Annotated in this window: 9 protein-coding genes; 8 read left to right on the forward strand and 1 reads right to left on the reverse strand. The window is 46.3% G+C overall.

Features of this window, described 5'->3' with window-relative positions:
* Positions 1–220 precede the first annotated feature (220 nt).
* Entirely contained in the window at positions 221–1,900 is a 1,680-nt protein-coding gene (locus tag WG8_RS12515; RefSeq protein ID WP_007430548.1) for a hypothetical protein, read from the reverse strand.
* Between the two features lie 326 nt (positions 1,901–2,226).
* Between WG8_RS12515 and WG8_RS12520 the strand changes: the two genes are divergently transcribed.
* The 8 genes from WG8_RS12520 (at position 2,227) to WG8_RS12555 (ending at position 16,332) form a co-directional block, all read left to right on the forward strand.
* Entirely contained in the window at positions 2,227–4,056 is a 1,830-nt protein-coding gene (locus WG8_RS12520) for a sensor histidine kinase (protein ID WP_007430549.1), read from the forward strand.
* Between the two features lie 28 nt (positions 4,057–4,084).
* Complete coding sequence (locus WG8_RS12525; protein ID WP_007430550.1) at positions 4,085–5,668, forward strand: response regulator; 1,584 nt, start codon at positions 4,085–4,087, stop codon at positions 5,666–5,668.
* Positions 5,669–5,830: 162 nt separating this feature from the next.
* A complete protein-coding gene (locus WG8_RS12530; RefSeq protein ID WP_007430551.1) occupies positions 5,831–6,736 on the forward strand; it encodes an ABC transporter permease in 906 nt (301 codons plus the stop codon).
* A gap of 2 nt (positions 6,737–6,738) precedes the next feature.
* The gene (locus WG8_RS12535; RefSeq protein WP_007430552.1) at positions 6,739–7,614 is read left to right on the forward strand and encodes a carbohydrate ABC transporter permease; all 876 of its coding nucleotides are present in this window, start codon (positions 6,739–6,741) and stop codon (positions 7,612–7,614) included.
* 18 nt (positions 7,615–7,632) lie between these two features.
* Positions 7,633–9,213, forward strand: coding sequence for an extracellular solute-binding protein (locus WG8_RS12540; RefSeq protein WP_007430553.1), 1,581 nt, complete (start codon positions 7,633–7,635; stop codon positions 9,211–9,213).
* Between the two features lie 101 nt (positions 9,214–9,314).
* On the forward strand, positions 9,315–11,987 hold the full coding sequence (locus WG8_RS12545; protein WP_007430554.1) for a glycosylhydrolase-like jelly roll fold domain-containing protein: 2,673 nt from the start codon (positions 9,315–9,317) through the stop codon (positions 11,985–11,987).
* A gap of 34 nt (positions 11,988–12,021) precedes the next feature.
* Entirely contained in the window at positions 12,022–13,824 is a 1,803-nt protein-coding gene (gene uidA, locus WG8_RS12550; RefSeq protein ID WP_007430555.1) for a beta-glucuronidase, read from the forward strand.
* Positions 13,825–13,851: 27 nt separating this feature from the next.
* The gene (locus WG8_RS12555; RefSeq protein WP_007430556.1) at positions 13,852–16,332 is read left to right on the forward strand and encodes a glycoside hydrolase family 2 TIM barrel-domain containing protein; all 2,481 of its coding nucleotides are present in this window, start codon (positions 13,852–13,854) and stop codon (positions 16,330–16,332) included.
* Positions 16,333–16,435: the final 103 nt, after the last annotated feature.

Below are 16,435 nucleotides of genomic sequence, written 5' to 3' on the forward strand. Positions count from 1 at the left end.
TTTAATGGTAAGCACATTTATTAGCGGAGTTTTTGGATCTTCGCTAGGCAGCTATATGTGGAGTGTCGGGCAATGGTCGGCAGTTTCTCTCACAGGACTCTGTTTGACCTTACTAGCATTTGTCGGATGGGGAATCGACCGGTTGAGAAATCGGTGAGATCAAAAAGCACCCTGGAATTTCATCCAGGGTGCTTCTTGGTGTCAACGCAAAATGTATCGACTATTCCAAAAGATCTTCGATATTTAAAGTGACTCCGTTATAGGTAGCATAACCATAACTTTTGGGCTTGCCGTCTATATCTGTATCAAACAACAGGCTAGCAGGCGTAGGTCCCGTCATGGGGGAGAAGGTGGCTCTAAAATTCATTTCACCTTGTTTGTCGCCTGTTAATTGAACATTAGCTTCATAACGGCTTTCACTGGCAAGACTAGAGTTTGTCTTTTCATATCCATTGTAGAAATTCACGCCATCATCGCTAAAGTTTACATACTGAACTTCCGATTGGCCTGAGAACAATGATGAACCTGTTCTTTTATAATAGAGGTATCCAGAATGTTTTCCAGCAATTTTCCCATCTACATTCCCATATACAGAGTCCAGCACAGTTAAGTCTTTAATACCGTATGGAATATCATCCGTAGTGGGTTTTAGCGGTACTGTTTTTTTAGGCTTATAATCAAGTAGTTTTGCTTTCTGAACCCGCTTTTGAGAACCATCGCTGCCTCTTAACACCTCCAGCCACATAGTACGTTTTCCATTAGGGTGCCAGGACATAGGGGAGTAATACACCCAATCCTCATCTGTAGTGAGTTGTACGCCTTGATATCCTTCCTGATGCATCGAGCGGTTAATGTCGATCAAAGCCGGACCAATGTTGCCCTCTCTAAAATTGCGTACCCCGGTTACGGCATAAGTGTACAGCAAATACATCATATCCGTTGAGGTATATATACCGTAGGGCCTAGGCATGAGTCCAAAAATGGCAGGATCCGTTTGCTCCGAGAATCTTGTAGTCATTACCATTCCCAATCGTTCATCAGGGGAAAAAATCGTTGTTTCATTATATCCGGGAGTATAAGTGACTTGCGTAACACTTTCAGAATTTAAATCCTGTACAAGGGAATCCGGTGTACTGTAATACATTCCCCCGACAATGGAAATGGCATTTCCCCCCTTGACAAACTGCTTCACTTCTCCGCCCCGCAAGGGCTTGGGGATGAAAAAGCCAGGATTATTCGGATCGTTTTCAAGGGCGTGTATTGTACTAATAAGCTGCACATCTTCGAGAACATAGTTATCCGTATGACGCTCCAAGACACCGATCGCTGCCGCAGCACCAATATCCGAGCGGAGCATAGTCCAGCTCATATGCTTATTGTCAGGTGCTATGATGATTTCAGACCAATGTTTGAACGTATCTGAGTCATCTACTAATATTGACGGAAATTCGACAGGAACTAAAGTTGTACTTAAGGAATTGTCGATGTTAGGCGAACATTCAAGGACATAATCCCCCAGCAATACCCGCTTATTATCCTGGAATGGCATAATCCGGATCCCGGGCGACTTTGGTTTTGTCGGGATGACTCCAGAGTAGATGATCTTGAAATTCGTTCCGTTATCGTTGAAAACACCTATGTTCCAAAAATCGGCTGTAAGAATATCGTTCTCTGTTTTATAAATAAAAAGGACCTTCCCTGAGTACGTGTAAGTACTGCTTTCCAACACCTTCACTTCATCCGGTAATGGAATAGTGCTTATTTCCACTCTTCCGATTCCATTGTTTCCGGCTTCCGAACTGTTGGTGTCTGAAGATACGATGGAAGCAGCCTGTGTCGGTATTCCCATTGATAATAATAAACTAAGCATCGTGAAGACTAAAAAGAATCTTTTTTCCATCCATTTCGCCTCCAAATAAGCAGTATTTTGTTATCGCTTGCTACAAAAAACAAAATGGATTGATCCTACCGACATCTGTTTTAAAATGATTTAGTACATTGGTACTTATTCTCACCTCCCTGCAAAAAATTATAGGCGTGTTAAAAATGATACAAAACGGAAAATGTATCCGTTTTCATAAAATATAAGCACTGGAAAATAAATGATCAACATGTCATTTTTAAGATAAACACAGTCATTTTTATGATTTCTAATGAGATTAGTGCAAATGGAGGTTGCAGCGTGTACAATGGGACAAAAGACGCTTAGCAGGGGAAGGATCAAAGATGGTGGATGATAAGGGGTTCCACGGAGCAGTGACGAAGCTAAGGAACATGAGGCTTCAAAATAAACTGTTGATGGGATATCTTGTGGCTTGTGTTATTCCATTCTTGATTGTAAGCGCATTCATTTATCATCAAGCGGCTGCAGAATTGGAGGATTCCTCACAAGAATTCGCTGCCTTATACACCTCGCAGCTTGAGACCACCTTGAATCAGTTCATGGAAGAATATGATAGGGTAACCAAGTCGGTCCTTGTTGATAACGACATCATCAACAAACTGGGCGACACACGGAGCCAGCCTATAGACGAACAGGCCCTCCAGCAATTGACCATACAACGCCTGCTTATGAGGGTAGCCATACTGAGACCGGAGATAGGTAATCTGATGCTAATCAGCGAAGACAACAGCGTCTACCAGTATTCCAATACCACCAGCATGGTAAACGAAACTTCACTATTGTCGCAAGAATGGTACAAGCGGCTGCGCGGCTCGAACGAAAAACTTTTTATTACAGGATTGCACGACCGCTCTTATTATGAGGATCGGGGGGACGGTGCTCTAATCACCGTCGGCAGAGTGCTGCTCGGCTCAGACGGAGCGTTCAGAGGAGTGATCCTTATCGATCTTGATCCGTTTAACCTCCTGGAATTAAACCAAGACTTTGTGTCGGCCCGGGATAAATACGGTATGAGTGTTACCGTTAGCAATGCATTGGGAGAAACCATTTATCATTCCGATGCGGCCAGCGGCCGGGTTACCTGGAAGCAAGTGCTGGAGTCGGACATCGATTATACCAAGGATACGAGCAGCAAAGACCTGATTATTCTCTCCGGAAGCACCCGATTAGGACAACTGGTTATCAAGACACAGATACCGCGCGAGAAGTTGCTATTGAAGATCAGTAAAGTCAAAGAAGTGACGATTATAGCGATCTCTGCGGGATGGCTGGTGATGACTGCGATTTCGATGGGAGCCAGCTATCATATTACGAAACCGATCAAAGCACTTCGCAGAAGCATGAAGCAGGCGGAGAACGGGCAATATGTGCCGATCGAGAGCAGCCAGCAAGCCAATGACGAGATTGGAAATCTGGTGCATACCTATAACAGCATGATCGTGACGATCCGAACCTTGATTGAAGATGTGTATATAGCCGAAATCAAGCATCGAAAAGCCAAGTTCATGGCACTTCAAAATCAGATCAATCCGCATATGCTGTATAACACATTAGAATCCATTCGAATGAAGGCATTATTGAAGGATGAGGATGAAATCGCAGGCATGATCAAGATCCTGGCACGGATGTTTCGTTTGGTGCTTGGGAAGGAAGGCAAGCAGCATTCGATTATGCACGAGCTGGAGTATACAGAGAATTATCTGCAGCTTCAGAATATCCGCTTCGATAACAGCTTCAAGCTGGACTTACGCATTCCAGAGGCCATGCGTCAATGTAGCATTATTCCGCTCGTTTTTCAGCCAATCGTTGAGAATAGCATTAACCATGGTTTTCAGGGCTACAGCAAAATGATGCAAATCGTTATCGAAGGTACATGGACCGAGGAAGGGGGGATTAAGATCCGGATCACGGATGACGGATGCGGAATCCCACCATCAAAGCAGGCGGAATTACGGACTATATTGGATGAGGCTGACTTTGACAAATACAAGTTAGAGCATGGGAAGGAGTTGGCAGGCAAAGGCCTCGGTTTGAAGAATATTGCGGAGCGGATCAAGCTGCACTACGGTGACTCGTATTATCTGTCGCTTCTTAGTAGTGATGGTAACGGTACAACAGTAGAAATACAAATTCCCATGATACAGTCATTGTGAACAGAAGAGCAACAAGGGAGGTATCAGTATGAAGGTATTTCTGGTGGATGACGAGAAAGGGATAGTCACTGGTCTTAAAACCATCATCGAGCGTTTTATCCCTGAATGCGAAGTGGTTGGTGCAGCATACAACGGCCTGGAAGGTTATCAATTGATTCGTAAAAAGCAACCGGACATTGTCATTACTGATATTCGTATGCCTCAGGCTGACGGCTTGGATATGATTCGCATGCTCAAGGAAGAGGATTGCCGGGCGGAGTTCATTTTGTTAAGCGGTTATGCGGAATTTGAATATGCCCGCAAAGGCTTGCAGTTGGGAGCACGATTTTATATCAACAAGCCGGTGGAGGAAGAGGAGCTGCGCAGCTGTGTTTGCCAGGTCATGGAGCTGGTCCGTGCGGACAGGGCTAAACTGCAGGAAGTAGACGAGTTGAAGCAGGAGGTGTATAACCGTATCCAGGAAGACGCGTTGCGGGACATCCTGGATACTGGCAGTGATCAATCAGAGCTTATGGGAGAGTTGCTTAGGATCGCCCAAATTCCAATGGAGGCAATCAGGTTTGTGTGCATCATGCTTGAATTCGATGGCAGTACGGATTCCCTTAAGGAAGTTGGTTTTCAGCCCATATTTCGGCAGATAGACATAGCTCTGGGACAGTACCGGAAAGTGTATCGGTTTCGCTATTCGGTAGCCCAGATTGCTGTAGTGATTGCCCATGGCAGTATCATTGATTATGAAGCATTGGTCCGTACCATGAATCGTCTGAAGGAGGCGATCTATCGGGAATTGGAGCTGTCTATCACTGTTGGAGTCGGCACGGTGCAGGAGCAGGCAATGGGAATTAGCCAATCTTTTGAGGAAGCAAGAAATGCGCTAAGTTACAAAGTCATCAAGGGAGCACACGCTGTAATCCCATTTTCCGATATCATGAATATGACTAGCAGGAGTCACACCGTACCTGAAGAGGTCATAGCCAAATTGGAAGCAGCTCTCGACAACATGGACGAGATCGGATGCGTGAATGTCATCCGCGAGATTTTTCGAGGGATGGAAGCCGAACCAAGCATGAGCCCGGCAGATCTCCAGTTGAAATGCTTACACATTCTTTTATCAAGCATCCGAAAGATGTCTTTTCAGCAACTGCAGCAGACCGAATTCCTGGGCCGGAACATTTTGTCTTTAGAGGGCATTTCAAGGTTTCGAACGCTGGAATACCTGGAGGAATGGATGGTTCAAGTCATTCGAGGGATTCTTGTATTCAAGCTGGAGCATAATATTCCCAAAAAGAAGGATATGATCACAGAGATCAAGGAATATGTACAGATGCATTACAATGAACCTATTAGCCTGGCAGATCTGGCTGCCCGATTTTATATAAGCCCTTTTTATTTGAGTCAGGTTTTCAAACAAAAGACGGGGGAAACCTATTTGAATTACTTAATACAGATCCGAATCGATAAAGCGAAAACTCTGTTGGAGAGGACCGATTTGAAAATATATGAAATCTGCCAGCAGGTAGGGTACTCGGATCCACAGCATTTTACGCGGATGTTCGAAAAGCTGACAGGGTGCAGACCCAGAGAATACCGGAAGAATCTACCGAGCGTGTAAAGATGCTTACTCAGCCACTCCACAAAGGAGTGGTTTTTAATTATACCTTAGACTTAAAAATAGCTTTGTTATCCTTAAAAATGCCTGATTGAGCGCAGAGTATCCTGGCTATATATTATAAATGTAAGCGGATTCAATAAACATGCACTGGGGGGAACAACATTGAAATCTATTGCATTTCATCGCATGAAGGTGCACTGGCCACTGTATGTGATGGCGATTCCGGGAATCGTTTTTCTCATCGTATTTAAATACATTCCACTGGCTGGTGCTGTAATCGCCTTCAAGGATTATTCGGTGTTCCAGGGGTTCGTCGATAGTCCCTGGGTAGGCCTCAAGCATTTTAAGACCTTGATTGATCATCCTGACTTCGCTCGAGTCTTCAGCAACACCCTGATGCTGGGAGCTCTCAAGCTCGTACTAATCTTCCCGGTGCCGGTACTGCTGGCGCTGATGATCAACGAGATTCGAAAATCAGCGTTGAAGAAAGGAATCCAGACCGCTCTGTACATTCCACATTTTTTGTCTTGGGTTATCGTTGGCGGTATTCTCTTCGATTTCTTTTCATTAAGCGGATTGTTCAACATTATTATCGGGTGGTTCGGAGGAGAATCTGTGCTAGCCATGCAAGAAAGTGCATATTTCCGGCCTATTTACGTGCTTGCTTCGATATGGAGGGATGCCGGATGGGGCACCGTGGTGTATATGGCTGCCATAAGCGCGATTGATCCTCAGCTCTATGAATCGGCCATGATCGACGGCGCATCGAGATTTAGGCAAATTCGCCACATCACTTTCCCAATTCTCTTACCTACCGTGATGGTACTGTTCTTGCTGGAAATAGGAAATTTCTTGGATCTTGGCTTTGATCAGGTGTACAATCTGCTCACTCCGATGACTTACAACGTAGGAGATATCCTGGATACGTACGTGTTCCGGACTGGCATTCAGCAGGCGCAGTACAGTTTTGCTACAGCGGTAGGGCTGTTTCAATCGGTGATTGGATTTATTATGGTATACACGTTCAATAAGCTGTCGAAGAAAGTATCGGATGGGGGGCTCTGGTAGATATGCCTGAATCGAGAGGGGAAAAAGTATTCGTTACGGCAATTACAGTCTTTCTCATCCTGTTTTCCATAATGGCGATCATACCGCTCCTGTCTGTGATCGCGACCTCGTTCAGCTCCAAAAGTGTTGTCGATATGAACCTGGTCACATTATGGCCGAAGCAATTTACGCTGGATTCATGGATGTATATCATCGACCGTCCCGACTTATGGAAATCGTTTTTCCTGACGCTGGGTTCCACGTTGATCGGCACGATATTGGCGCTTCTGATGACCGCCTTGTTCGCGTACCCGCTGTCGAAGCCCGAGTTCCGCTGGGGTTCCGTCATTATGATGGGGGTTGTGATCGCCATGATCTTCAAGGCGCCTATTGTGCCTTACTTTCTAACGGTCCGCAGTATCGGCCTTTATGATAATCCATTGGTTCTGGTCCTGCCGCATATTCTGAATCCGTTCAATCTAATCATTATGAGAACCTTCTTCAAGCAATTCTCCAAGGATTTGGAGGAAGCCGCCTTTCTTGAGGGTTGCGGGTATTTCCGAATGCTGTTCCAATTCGTGCTTCCGCTATCCAAGGCCGTACTGGCAACCCTTGCTTTATTCTACGGTGTCGTGCTCTGGAATCAGTTCCAGCATCCGCTCTTTTTCCTGCAGGATACGAACTGGTTCCCGCTGCAGATCAAGATCAAGATTAGACAGTTCATCACCGACGATAACGTGATTATGGCAGGTGCCGCATCAACGGCTGATCTCAACTATAATGAGCGGACCTTAAGAGCAGCGACCGTTATTTTCGCTATTATACCGATTATTTTGGTGTATCCTTTCTTGCAGAAATATTTCGTCAAAGGAGCCATGATCGGCTCTGTAAAAGGGTAATTCAAAGGGGGAAAAAACATGAAACTTAAAAAGATTGGCTTGTTACTAGCGGCAAGTATCCTTGCAATTACTACAGTAGCCGGTTGCAGCGGAAACAAAAACGCTTCCGAAGGCCCAGCGGATACGAGCCAGAATCAGACCTCTGGCGGAGAAAATATTGTTGATATCGAAGTGTGGGGAACAAACATCGGTTATAAACCAGTCGAGAAAGGCAGCAAACTGTATGAATTGTACAAGGAAAAGCTTGGCGTAGGTGTCATCAATCCTTATGTGGAATGGAATGGAGGCACCAACTACCTGAATCAGTTGAACCTGAAGATCGCTGCTAACGAAATGCCGGATCTGTTCATACCTCACCAGGGCATTGAGAATAGTCTGGCTAAAACCGGTGCGATTGCCGACCTGACCGAACTGTTGCCTAAATATGCACCAAACGTATGGAAAGCCTTTCCGCAGGATATGTGGAATGTGGTCAAAGCGAACGACCCTACCGGTCAAGGGAAGATCTATTATATTCCGGGTATGGTGGACTACGGAAGATACGCCGGCATGATCCGCCAGGATTGGCTCGACAAGTTGGGCTTGCCGATGCCGAAGACCCAAGACGAATATGTACAGGTGCTGAAGGCATTCCGGGACAAAGATCCTAATGGCAATGGTCAAAAGGATGAGATTCCTACAGGCGGTCGCGAGCAGGCCCGCTGGATGGACCATTTGTTCGCCATGTACGGGGTAGCCATGTTCGAAGGCTATCCGGATTGGGACATTTACGACGGGCAGCTGACTTATTCTGCGGTAACTCCGAATATGAAAGCAGCTTTGGAGTTTTTGGCTGAGCTGTACAAGGAAGGATTAATAGATAAGGAGTCGCTGTTAAACACAAAGGATAAGTGGGACGGCAAAATTCAGTCTGATAAAGTAGGGAACTATTTTCATTGGATCGAGCATGGGAATTTGATTTTAGAAAACTTATATAAAAACACGGGCGTGAAGGCTGAATTTTCCGTTCTCCCCGTACCACAGGTAGAGGGCTATAAGGGCTTCTATACCTGGAAGAGATTTGCTCCTCCTCAATGGGTCGTCAAGAACAATAAGGATCAAGAGAAGTTAATGGCCACCCTGAAGCTGCTGAACAACATGTACGATAAAAAGAATTGGAAAGATTTGTTCCTCGGCGTGGAAGGCATGCACTATACGATGAAGGATGGTAAAGCTGTCAAACTTCCTGATGACAAGAGCAGTCAGGAAAATATGATTCTTAATACATCCTCGAGTGTAGCGACACTTGATTTTACTACCGAGCTCTTCGAGAGCACTGCATCGAAAGACAATAAGTGGGCCATTGATCAGGTCACCCGAAATATGAAGGAAGCCCAGCAGTATGCCAAGATCATTGCTGGCGACGGTATGCCGGCGAGCGTGTATGACGGCTACCCGGATATTAACAATCGTACGTTGTATGTGGAATACGCCACCAAGATTATTCTTGGGCAATACCCGATCAGCAAGTTTGATGAATTCGTCGATAAGTGGAACCAATACGGTGGTGAAGAGGTTACGAATCGTGCCAGAGAATGGTATTCAAAAGTGAATAAATAATAGTTTATCCGCCCGGCATTGATTCGAAGACGGGCGGATATTTCAATCCAAGCTGGCAGCAGGTACCGGATGACTGGCAGTGAGTTGAAGAGGGGGCAATTATGAAAAATCGACTAATGGAAGTGTTGAAGGGTCAGGAACATAATTATATCCTTCCTTTTCTATGGCAACATGGTGAGGAGGAAGAGGTGATTCGAGACGAGATGGCCCGTGTTCATGAAGCCGGAATCGGCGCCGTCTGCGTGGAGTCCCGACCTCATCCGGATTTTCTTGGACCAAAATGGTGGAAGGATATGGATATTATTATGGAAGAAGCACGGACTCGGGGCATGAAGGTATGGATTCTCGACGACGATCATTTTCCAACGGGACACGTGGGAGGAAAAGTAAAGGAGGCTCCGGCAGAGCTTCATCGCATGTTTTTGGGGGAACGTTATATCGATACCATCGGTCCTGCCCAAGGAACATCTCTGTTGCTGGATACCTTACTGATGTGTGGGCTTCGGCCAACGATCTCTCAGACCCTACACGCGAACGGCAAAAATAAGCTGGTTTCAGTGGTCGCGGTCCGCCGCAATCCAACGAATGGAACATTGCTCAATGACTGTGTCGATTTAACTGACCTTGTGCATGACGGTATCCTTTATTGGGATATCCCTGAAGGGTATTGGCGAGTATTTATTATTTCAGAAAACAAGGATGGCGGCAGTAAAGAGCAGAAAGATCATTTGAACCCGCTTGACCGGGATTCAGTTCGTATATTGCTCGATACGGTATACGAGGCTTTTTACGAACGATACAAAGCGGATTTCGGAAAGACATTTGCCGGCTTCTTTTCAGATGAACCCGGATTCTACAATGACCCGGTAACCTTTGATTTCGATTCGAAGCCTGGAAAGCAGGGAGTGCCCCTCCCTTGGAGCCGGGAGATGCCGGCCCTGCTTGAGCAGGCGCTGGGTGTGGGTTACCATAAATATCTATATTTTCTCTGGCAGGATGCTGGGGAACAGTCGAATATCGTGCGGTACGCCTATATGGATATTGTCAGCAAGCTCTATGCGGAAAGCTTCTGCAACCAAATCGGAACATGGTGCAGAGCCCGCGGGGTAGAATACATCGGACATGTTCTTGAAGACAATAACGTTCATGCAAGGCTCGGTCCCGGGGCCGGACACTTCTTCCGCTCGCTCTGGGGGCAAGATATGTCTGGTCTTGACGTGGTGCTGTGGCAGATCGTTCCCGGCTTCGATGAACTGTCTTTTCGCCAGCCAACCAAGGTGACGGATAGTGAATTCTACCACTATGGCTTGGCAAAGCTCGGCGTGTCGCTTGGACACATCGATCCGAAGAAACAAGGTCGGACGATGTGCGAAGTGTATGGGGCGTATGGATGGGCGGAAGGGTTAAAGCTGATGAAATGGCTCACGGATCACATGCTCGTTCGCGGCGTCAATTATTTTGTCCCGCACGCCTTTACCCAGAAAGCTTTTCCGGATCCGGATTGTCCGCCGCACATGTATGCGGGAGGGAAAAATCCACAGTACCGCTACTATAAGCATTTAAATCGATATATGAATCGGATCAGTCACCTGATTTCGGGCGGAAGGCACGTGGCGACAGCAGCCGTTCTATATCACGCTGAAGCCGAATGGTCCGGGGAATCGATGTATTTTCATAAACCCGTGAAAAAATTGATGCAGCATCAGATCGACTGCGATGTTCTGCCTATCGATGTTCTTTTGGAAACGGCTATCGTGAAAGGCGGCAAGCTGCATGTAAACCAGGAGGATTACGAATGTCTGATCGTGCCCTATGCAGAAGCGCTTCCGGCGGCGATGGTTCGACGCTTGGCGGAGTTTGCGGAACAGGGGCTGAATATTCGTTTTGTTGACGGGCTGCCGTTACGATCTAGCGAGGGGAGTGTTATTTCTAGTGAACTGGCATGTCTAGCCGATCACCGGAATGTGAAGCTTGCAGTCTTAGACCAACTGGCGCAAGACCTTATTGCAGAAGGATATTACGATGTTAGAGTAGACAAATACGAACCGTACCTGCGGAACTATCACTACTGTCATGATGGCTTGGATGTTTTTATGTTCTTCAACGAACACCCGAATCGAACCCTATCCACGAAGATTATTTTACCTGTCCAAGGTGATGTTCATGCATATGATGCGTTCCTGAATCGATTGATTGATTTAAATGTAAGTACAGAGAACGGAGCGAAAGCAGTACAGCTTGTCCTTCATCCGTATGAATCTATCGTCCTGCTGCATGGATCTGCCTTGGAAGGCTATGCTGTACTCCCAAGGCATACCGCTCTGGCGGAGCTTGAGCTTCATGGCGAATGGACGGTTTCCACCGCTGATTCTGAAACCTATCCACATTTCAAGAAGTGGGGAAAACTGACGGCTCTGACGAATATGAGCGGACCTAATCATTTACCCCGATTTTCAGGTACCTTCCGTTATGAAACGGAGTTTGAATGGAACGAATCCTTAAACCATGCTCTGCTGGATTTGGGTGAGGTTTACGAAACGGCAGAGGTGTGGTTGAATGGCGAGCAAGCAGGAGTACGCATCTGTCCTCCATACCGGGTGGAGATCAATGGCCTTATAAAGAAGGGCAAAAATAAGCTTGTCATTGAAGTTACGAATACGTTGGTGAAGGATCAGCGTGACTTCTTGTCGGCCTTTACGCAGCAGGAACCAAGCGGGCTCATCGGGCCCGTCCAGGTGAAAAGTATTTTCATGTCCGAGAATCGAAGAAAATAGATGATCAAAAAACATCATAAGGGGGGCCGAATGGATGTTATATCCTATTATAACGGAAACACGTGCAATGCTGGAGTTGAATGGTATTTGGAATTTTAAACTTGACGCTGGAAACGGCTTTGCCGATAAGTGGTACTCAAGGAAACTGACTGACACTATACCGATGGCGGTGCCTTCCTCCTATAACGATATAGGCGTCACATCTGATATCCGGAAACATATCGGCTGGGTTTGGTATGAAAGGGAGTTTGCAGTTCCCAGTCTGCTTCGATCCCAGCGCCTTGTCTTGCGGCTCGGCTCAGCTACGCATGAAGCAATGGTCTATGTGAACGGGGAACTGGTTATGGAGCACAAAGGTGGGTTCACCCCATTCGAAGCCGAAATCAATCGGGTTTTACAAAATGGAAATAACCGGTTGACAGTCGCGGTGAACAATATTGTAAACCATTCCACCATACCTGTCGGACACTATACCGAAAAGGAAATCGATGGGCATGGGAAAATTATTCAAAACACCCCGCATTTCGATTTTTTTAACTATTCGGGAATCCATCGACCGGTCAAGATTTACACGACTCCGCAAACGTACGTGAACGATATTACAATCGTAACTGACTATGCGAACTCTTCTGGGATTGTATCATACAAGCTGGATATTGTTGGTGATGCCCAAGCGAGAGTAAGTATTATCGACAAATCCGATTCTGTTGTGGCACAAGAAGCTGGATTGGAAGGAACGTTGAGCATCCAGAACGTAAAGTTGTGGGAACCGTTGAATGCTTATCTTTACACTTTAAAAGTAGAACTATTGAAGGGCGAAGAAGTCGTCGATGTGTATGAGCAGACTTTCGGTGTAAGAACTGTAGAAGTCAAAGACGGCAAATTCTTGATCAATAATAAGCCATTTTATTTTAAAGGATTCGGAAAACACGAGGATTCCCCCATTAACGGAAGAGGGTTCAACGAATCGGTAAATGTCATGGACCTTCATTTAATGAGGTGGGTGGGTGCCAACTCTTTTCGGACATCACATTATCCATACTCCGAGGAACTCATGCGTCTGGCTGATCGTGAAGGTTTTGTCGTTATCAATGAAGTGCCGGCCGTTGGCTTAAACTTAAACTTCAATGCATTCACGGGCACCAACAGTGGGAATAGCAGCCCAACCTGGGAGAGAATCAAGACACACGAGGCTCATCATGAGGTCATTCGAGAGCTGGTGGCACGGGATAAGAATTATGCGTGTGTAGTTATGTGGTGTGTGGCAAACGAACCAGGGGCGGAGGAGGAAGGAGCATACGAATACTTCAAGCCGCTGGTGGAGTTGACCAAAGACTGTGATCCCCAAAAAAGACCGGTTACCATCACGACGATGATAAAATCCACCCCTAAAAATTGCAAAATTGCGGAGCTAGTGGATGTTCTGGCTCTGAACCGATATTACGGATGGTATTACGATGTTGGTGAGTTAGAAATTGCAAAAATTCATCTTCGCGAGGAATTAGAAGGCTGGAATAAGCGATGTCCAGGAAAGCCGATCATAATGGCTGAGTTTGGCGCCGATACAATTGCCGGGTTCCACGAAGTTGATCCTGTTATGTTCACTGAAGAGTTTCAGGTGGAGTACTTGCGTATCAATCATGAGGTCTTTGATGAATTCGACAATTTTATAGGAGAACATGTTTGGGCCTTCGCTGATTTTAATACAAGCCAGAATGTCAGACGGGTGCAAGGAAACAAGAAAGGGATTTTTACTCGTGAAAGAAAGCCCAAATTCGCAGCTCATGAACTGCGAAAGAGATGGAATACCATTTCTGACTTTGGATACAAAAGGTAGAAAAAAACGAAAAAAAGGAGTGTTGATATGATTCGTACTTCCTTTAACGGAAATTGGACGGTTGGCTCGAAGACCGGCTTTTTTTCAGAAAAAGCAGCTGCAAAGATTCCGTCGAAGACCGTTACCTTGCCTCATGATGCAATGATCGAAAGGAACCGCAAGAAACCTATAGAAGGGGGCAGCGGTAAAAGTGATTTCCAAATCGCCTTTTACCCGGAAGGGGAATATGAGTATAGAAAGATGTTCTTTGTACCAGAAAAGTACAAAGATAAAAGAGTAACCATTGAGTTTGAAGGCGTATATATGAATGCTATGGTGTATTTGAATGGAGCTTTTGCCGGACACCAACCTAATGGATACACGAATTTCTATATAAAAGCAGACCGCTTTCTGAAATACGGGGAAGAGAATGAAATTAAAGTGATTTCAATGAATTACAAAGATTCCCGTTGGTACTCCGGTGCAGGTATTTACCGCAATACCAATCTTCTCATAGGTAATTTGGTCCATATCGCTCTTGATGGCGTCAAAATTTCCACCCCTGATATCGATGCTGACCGTGCTGTAGTCCATGTAGCGACCGTCTTGGAGAACGAAGGACTTCACACACATACGGTCGATGTTCGTACGGAAATCGTCGACGCGGATGGTAGCATTGTTGGCAGCGACTTCGCAACGTTGACCACAATTGCAGGAGAGGGGGCTACATTGCGTCAGCGTGTATACATTCGGCAGCCCAAGCTTTGGAGCGTAGAGAATCCCCATTTATATACTTGCCGAACACGCGTGATGACGGAGAATGAACAACTGGACGAAGAGACGAATTCCTTCGGGATCCGTTCGCTTACACTTGATCCAGACAGAGGACTCTGCATCAATGGCGAAGTCGTGAAGCTTCGCGGCGCCTGCATTCATCACGACAATGGCGTGCTCGGAGCAGCCACGATTGACCGGGCCGAAGAGCGGCGCGTCGAGATTCTGAAGCAGGCAGGCTTTAATGCATTGCGCAGTGCGCATCATCCGATGAGCAAGGCGCTTCTGGACGCTTGCGATCGCCTTGGCATGCTCGTAATGGACGAAAGCTTTGATATGTGGACCTCAACCAAAGTCGATCATGATTACGCACTTCATTTTCCAGTCTGGTGGGAGAAAGATATCCAAGCGATGATAGACAAGGATTACAATCACCCTTGTGTCATTCTGTATAGTATCGGAAATGAAATTCCGGAAGCGGGGAGGCCGATTGCTTCTGTATGGGGACATAGATTGGCGGAGAAGATTCGGTCCCTTGATAGTACCCGTTTTGTAACGAACTCAATCAATTTTATCATATCCGTTTGGGATGAACTCGTAAAGATAAGAAGCGCGAACCAGGCAGCTAGTAATGAAGGCATTAATACGATGATGAATAACATGGGTCAGGAAGAGGCAGCGATTATAAAATCCGATCTCGCCACGCATCGAACGGCAGAATCGTTTGGTTACGTTGACATCGCAGGTTATAACTATGCAGAAGCACGTTATCAGATGGACAGGGAGCTGTTTCCGAATCGGGTGATCGTTGGAAGCGAGACGTTTCCTCAGATGATCGACAAGAACTGGAAGCAGGTGTTGGAGAATAGCCACATTATTGGTGATTTTACTTGGACAGGCTGGGACTATCTAGGTGAAGTGGGGGTCGGAAGAGTCAAGTACGATCCAAATGAAGTGAGCTTTTTAGGATCATACCCCTGGCTTACGGCCTGGTGCGGCGATATCGATATTATCGGCAACCGGCGTCCGGTATCTTACTACCGCGAAATCGTGTTTGGCCTTCGTAAGGATCCGTACATCGCGGTTCAACGCCCTGATCATTACGGCAAACAGCCCATTCCTACCAAGTGGAGCTGGAGCGATTCCGTATCAAGTTGGTCTTGGAACGGGTACGAAGGAGGACCGATTCGAGTGGAAGTGTACGCCGACGCGGATGAAGTAGAGCTGCTCGTGAACGGCAAATCGGCAGGCAAAGCTGCTGCAGGCTATGATCAACGATATAAAGCAGAATTCGATGTAGTCTACGAGCCAGGGGAAATCGCAGCCGTAGCCTACACGGATGGTCAAGCAACTGGACGAATGATGCTTCATTCGGCAACTAGTGACGTCCAGTTGAAAGTAGAGGCGGATCGGTCGGAAATATCCGCGTCCGACGGAGATTTATCGTTTGTAATGATCAGTTTGGTGGACGGACGTGGGAATTTATACAACACCGCCGACCGTAAAGTGGCTGTCCAGGTGAAGGGTTCAGGTGTATTGCAAGGATTCGGAAGTGCTGACCCGAAGTCTTCGGAAAACTTCTTTGATACCGAACGTACAACCTTCGACGGGAAAGCTTTGGCGGTTGTAAGGCCCAAGGATGTTGGCATAATTACCGTGACAGTCACCGCAGAAGGATGCGGCCAAAAGATCATACAAATCAACGCTATAGCAAATACGAAAACCGATACACCGCAAAAAACAACGGTCTTCTAGTGCCCGAAATGAAAATGACTTGGAGTTCGGTTGGACTAGAAAGAACGGCAAAATGTGGGTTGGAAGCAAACAATACATGTGCGCGATCGCTCATTGGAGGCAG

The sequence above is a fragment of the Paenibacillus sp. Aloe-11 genome (assembly GCF_000245715.1).
GTDB lineage: Bacteria > Bacillota > Bacilli > Paenibacillales > Paenibacillaceae > Paenibacillus > Paenibacillus kribbensis.

Excerpts from the sequence above, each read along its gene's own strand:
- WG8_RS12515 (WP_007430548.1), bottom strand. The coding sequence starts at position 1,900 with ATGGAAAAAAGATTCTTTTTAGTCTTCACGATGCTTAGTTTATTATTA.
- WG8_RS12520 (WP_007430549.1), top strand. The coding sequence starts at position 2,227 with ATGGTGGATGATAAGGGGTTCCACGGAGCAGTGACGAAGCTAAGGAAC.
- WG8_RS12525 (WP_007430550.1), top strand. The coding sequence starts at position 4,085 with ATGAAGGTATTTCTGGTGGATGACGAGAAAGGGATAGTCACTGGTCTT.
- WG8_RS12535 (WP_007430552.1), top strand. The coding sequence starts at position 6,739 with ATGCCTGAATCGAGAGGGGAAAAAGTATTCGTTACGGCAATTACAGTC.
- WG8_RS12540 (WP_007430553.1), top strand. The coding sequence starts at position 7,633 with ATGAAACTTAAAAAGATTGGCTTGTTACTAGCGGCAAGTATCCTTGCA.
- WG8_RS12545 (WP_007430554.1), top strand. The coding sequence starts at position 9,315 with ATGAAAAATCGACTAATGGAAGTGTTGAAGGGTCAGGAACATAATTAT.
- uidA (WP_007430555.1), top strand. The coding sequence starts at position 12,022 with ATGTTATATCCTATTATAACGGAAACACGTGCAATGCTGGAGTTGAAT.
- WG8_RS12555 (WP_007430556.1), top strand. The coding sequence starts at position 13,852 with ATGATTCGTACTTCCTTTAACGGAAATTGGACGGTTGGCTCGAAGACC.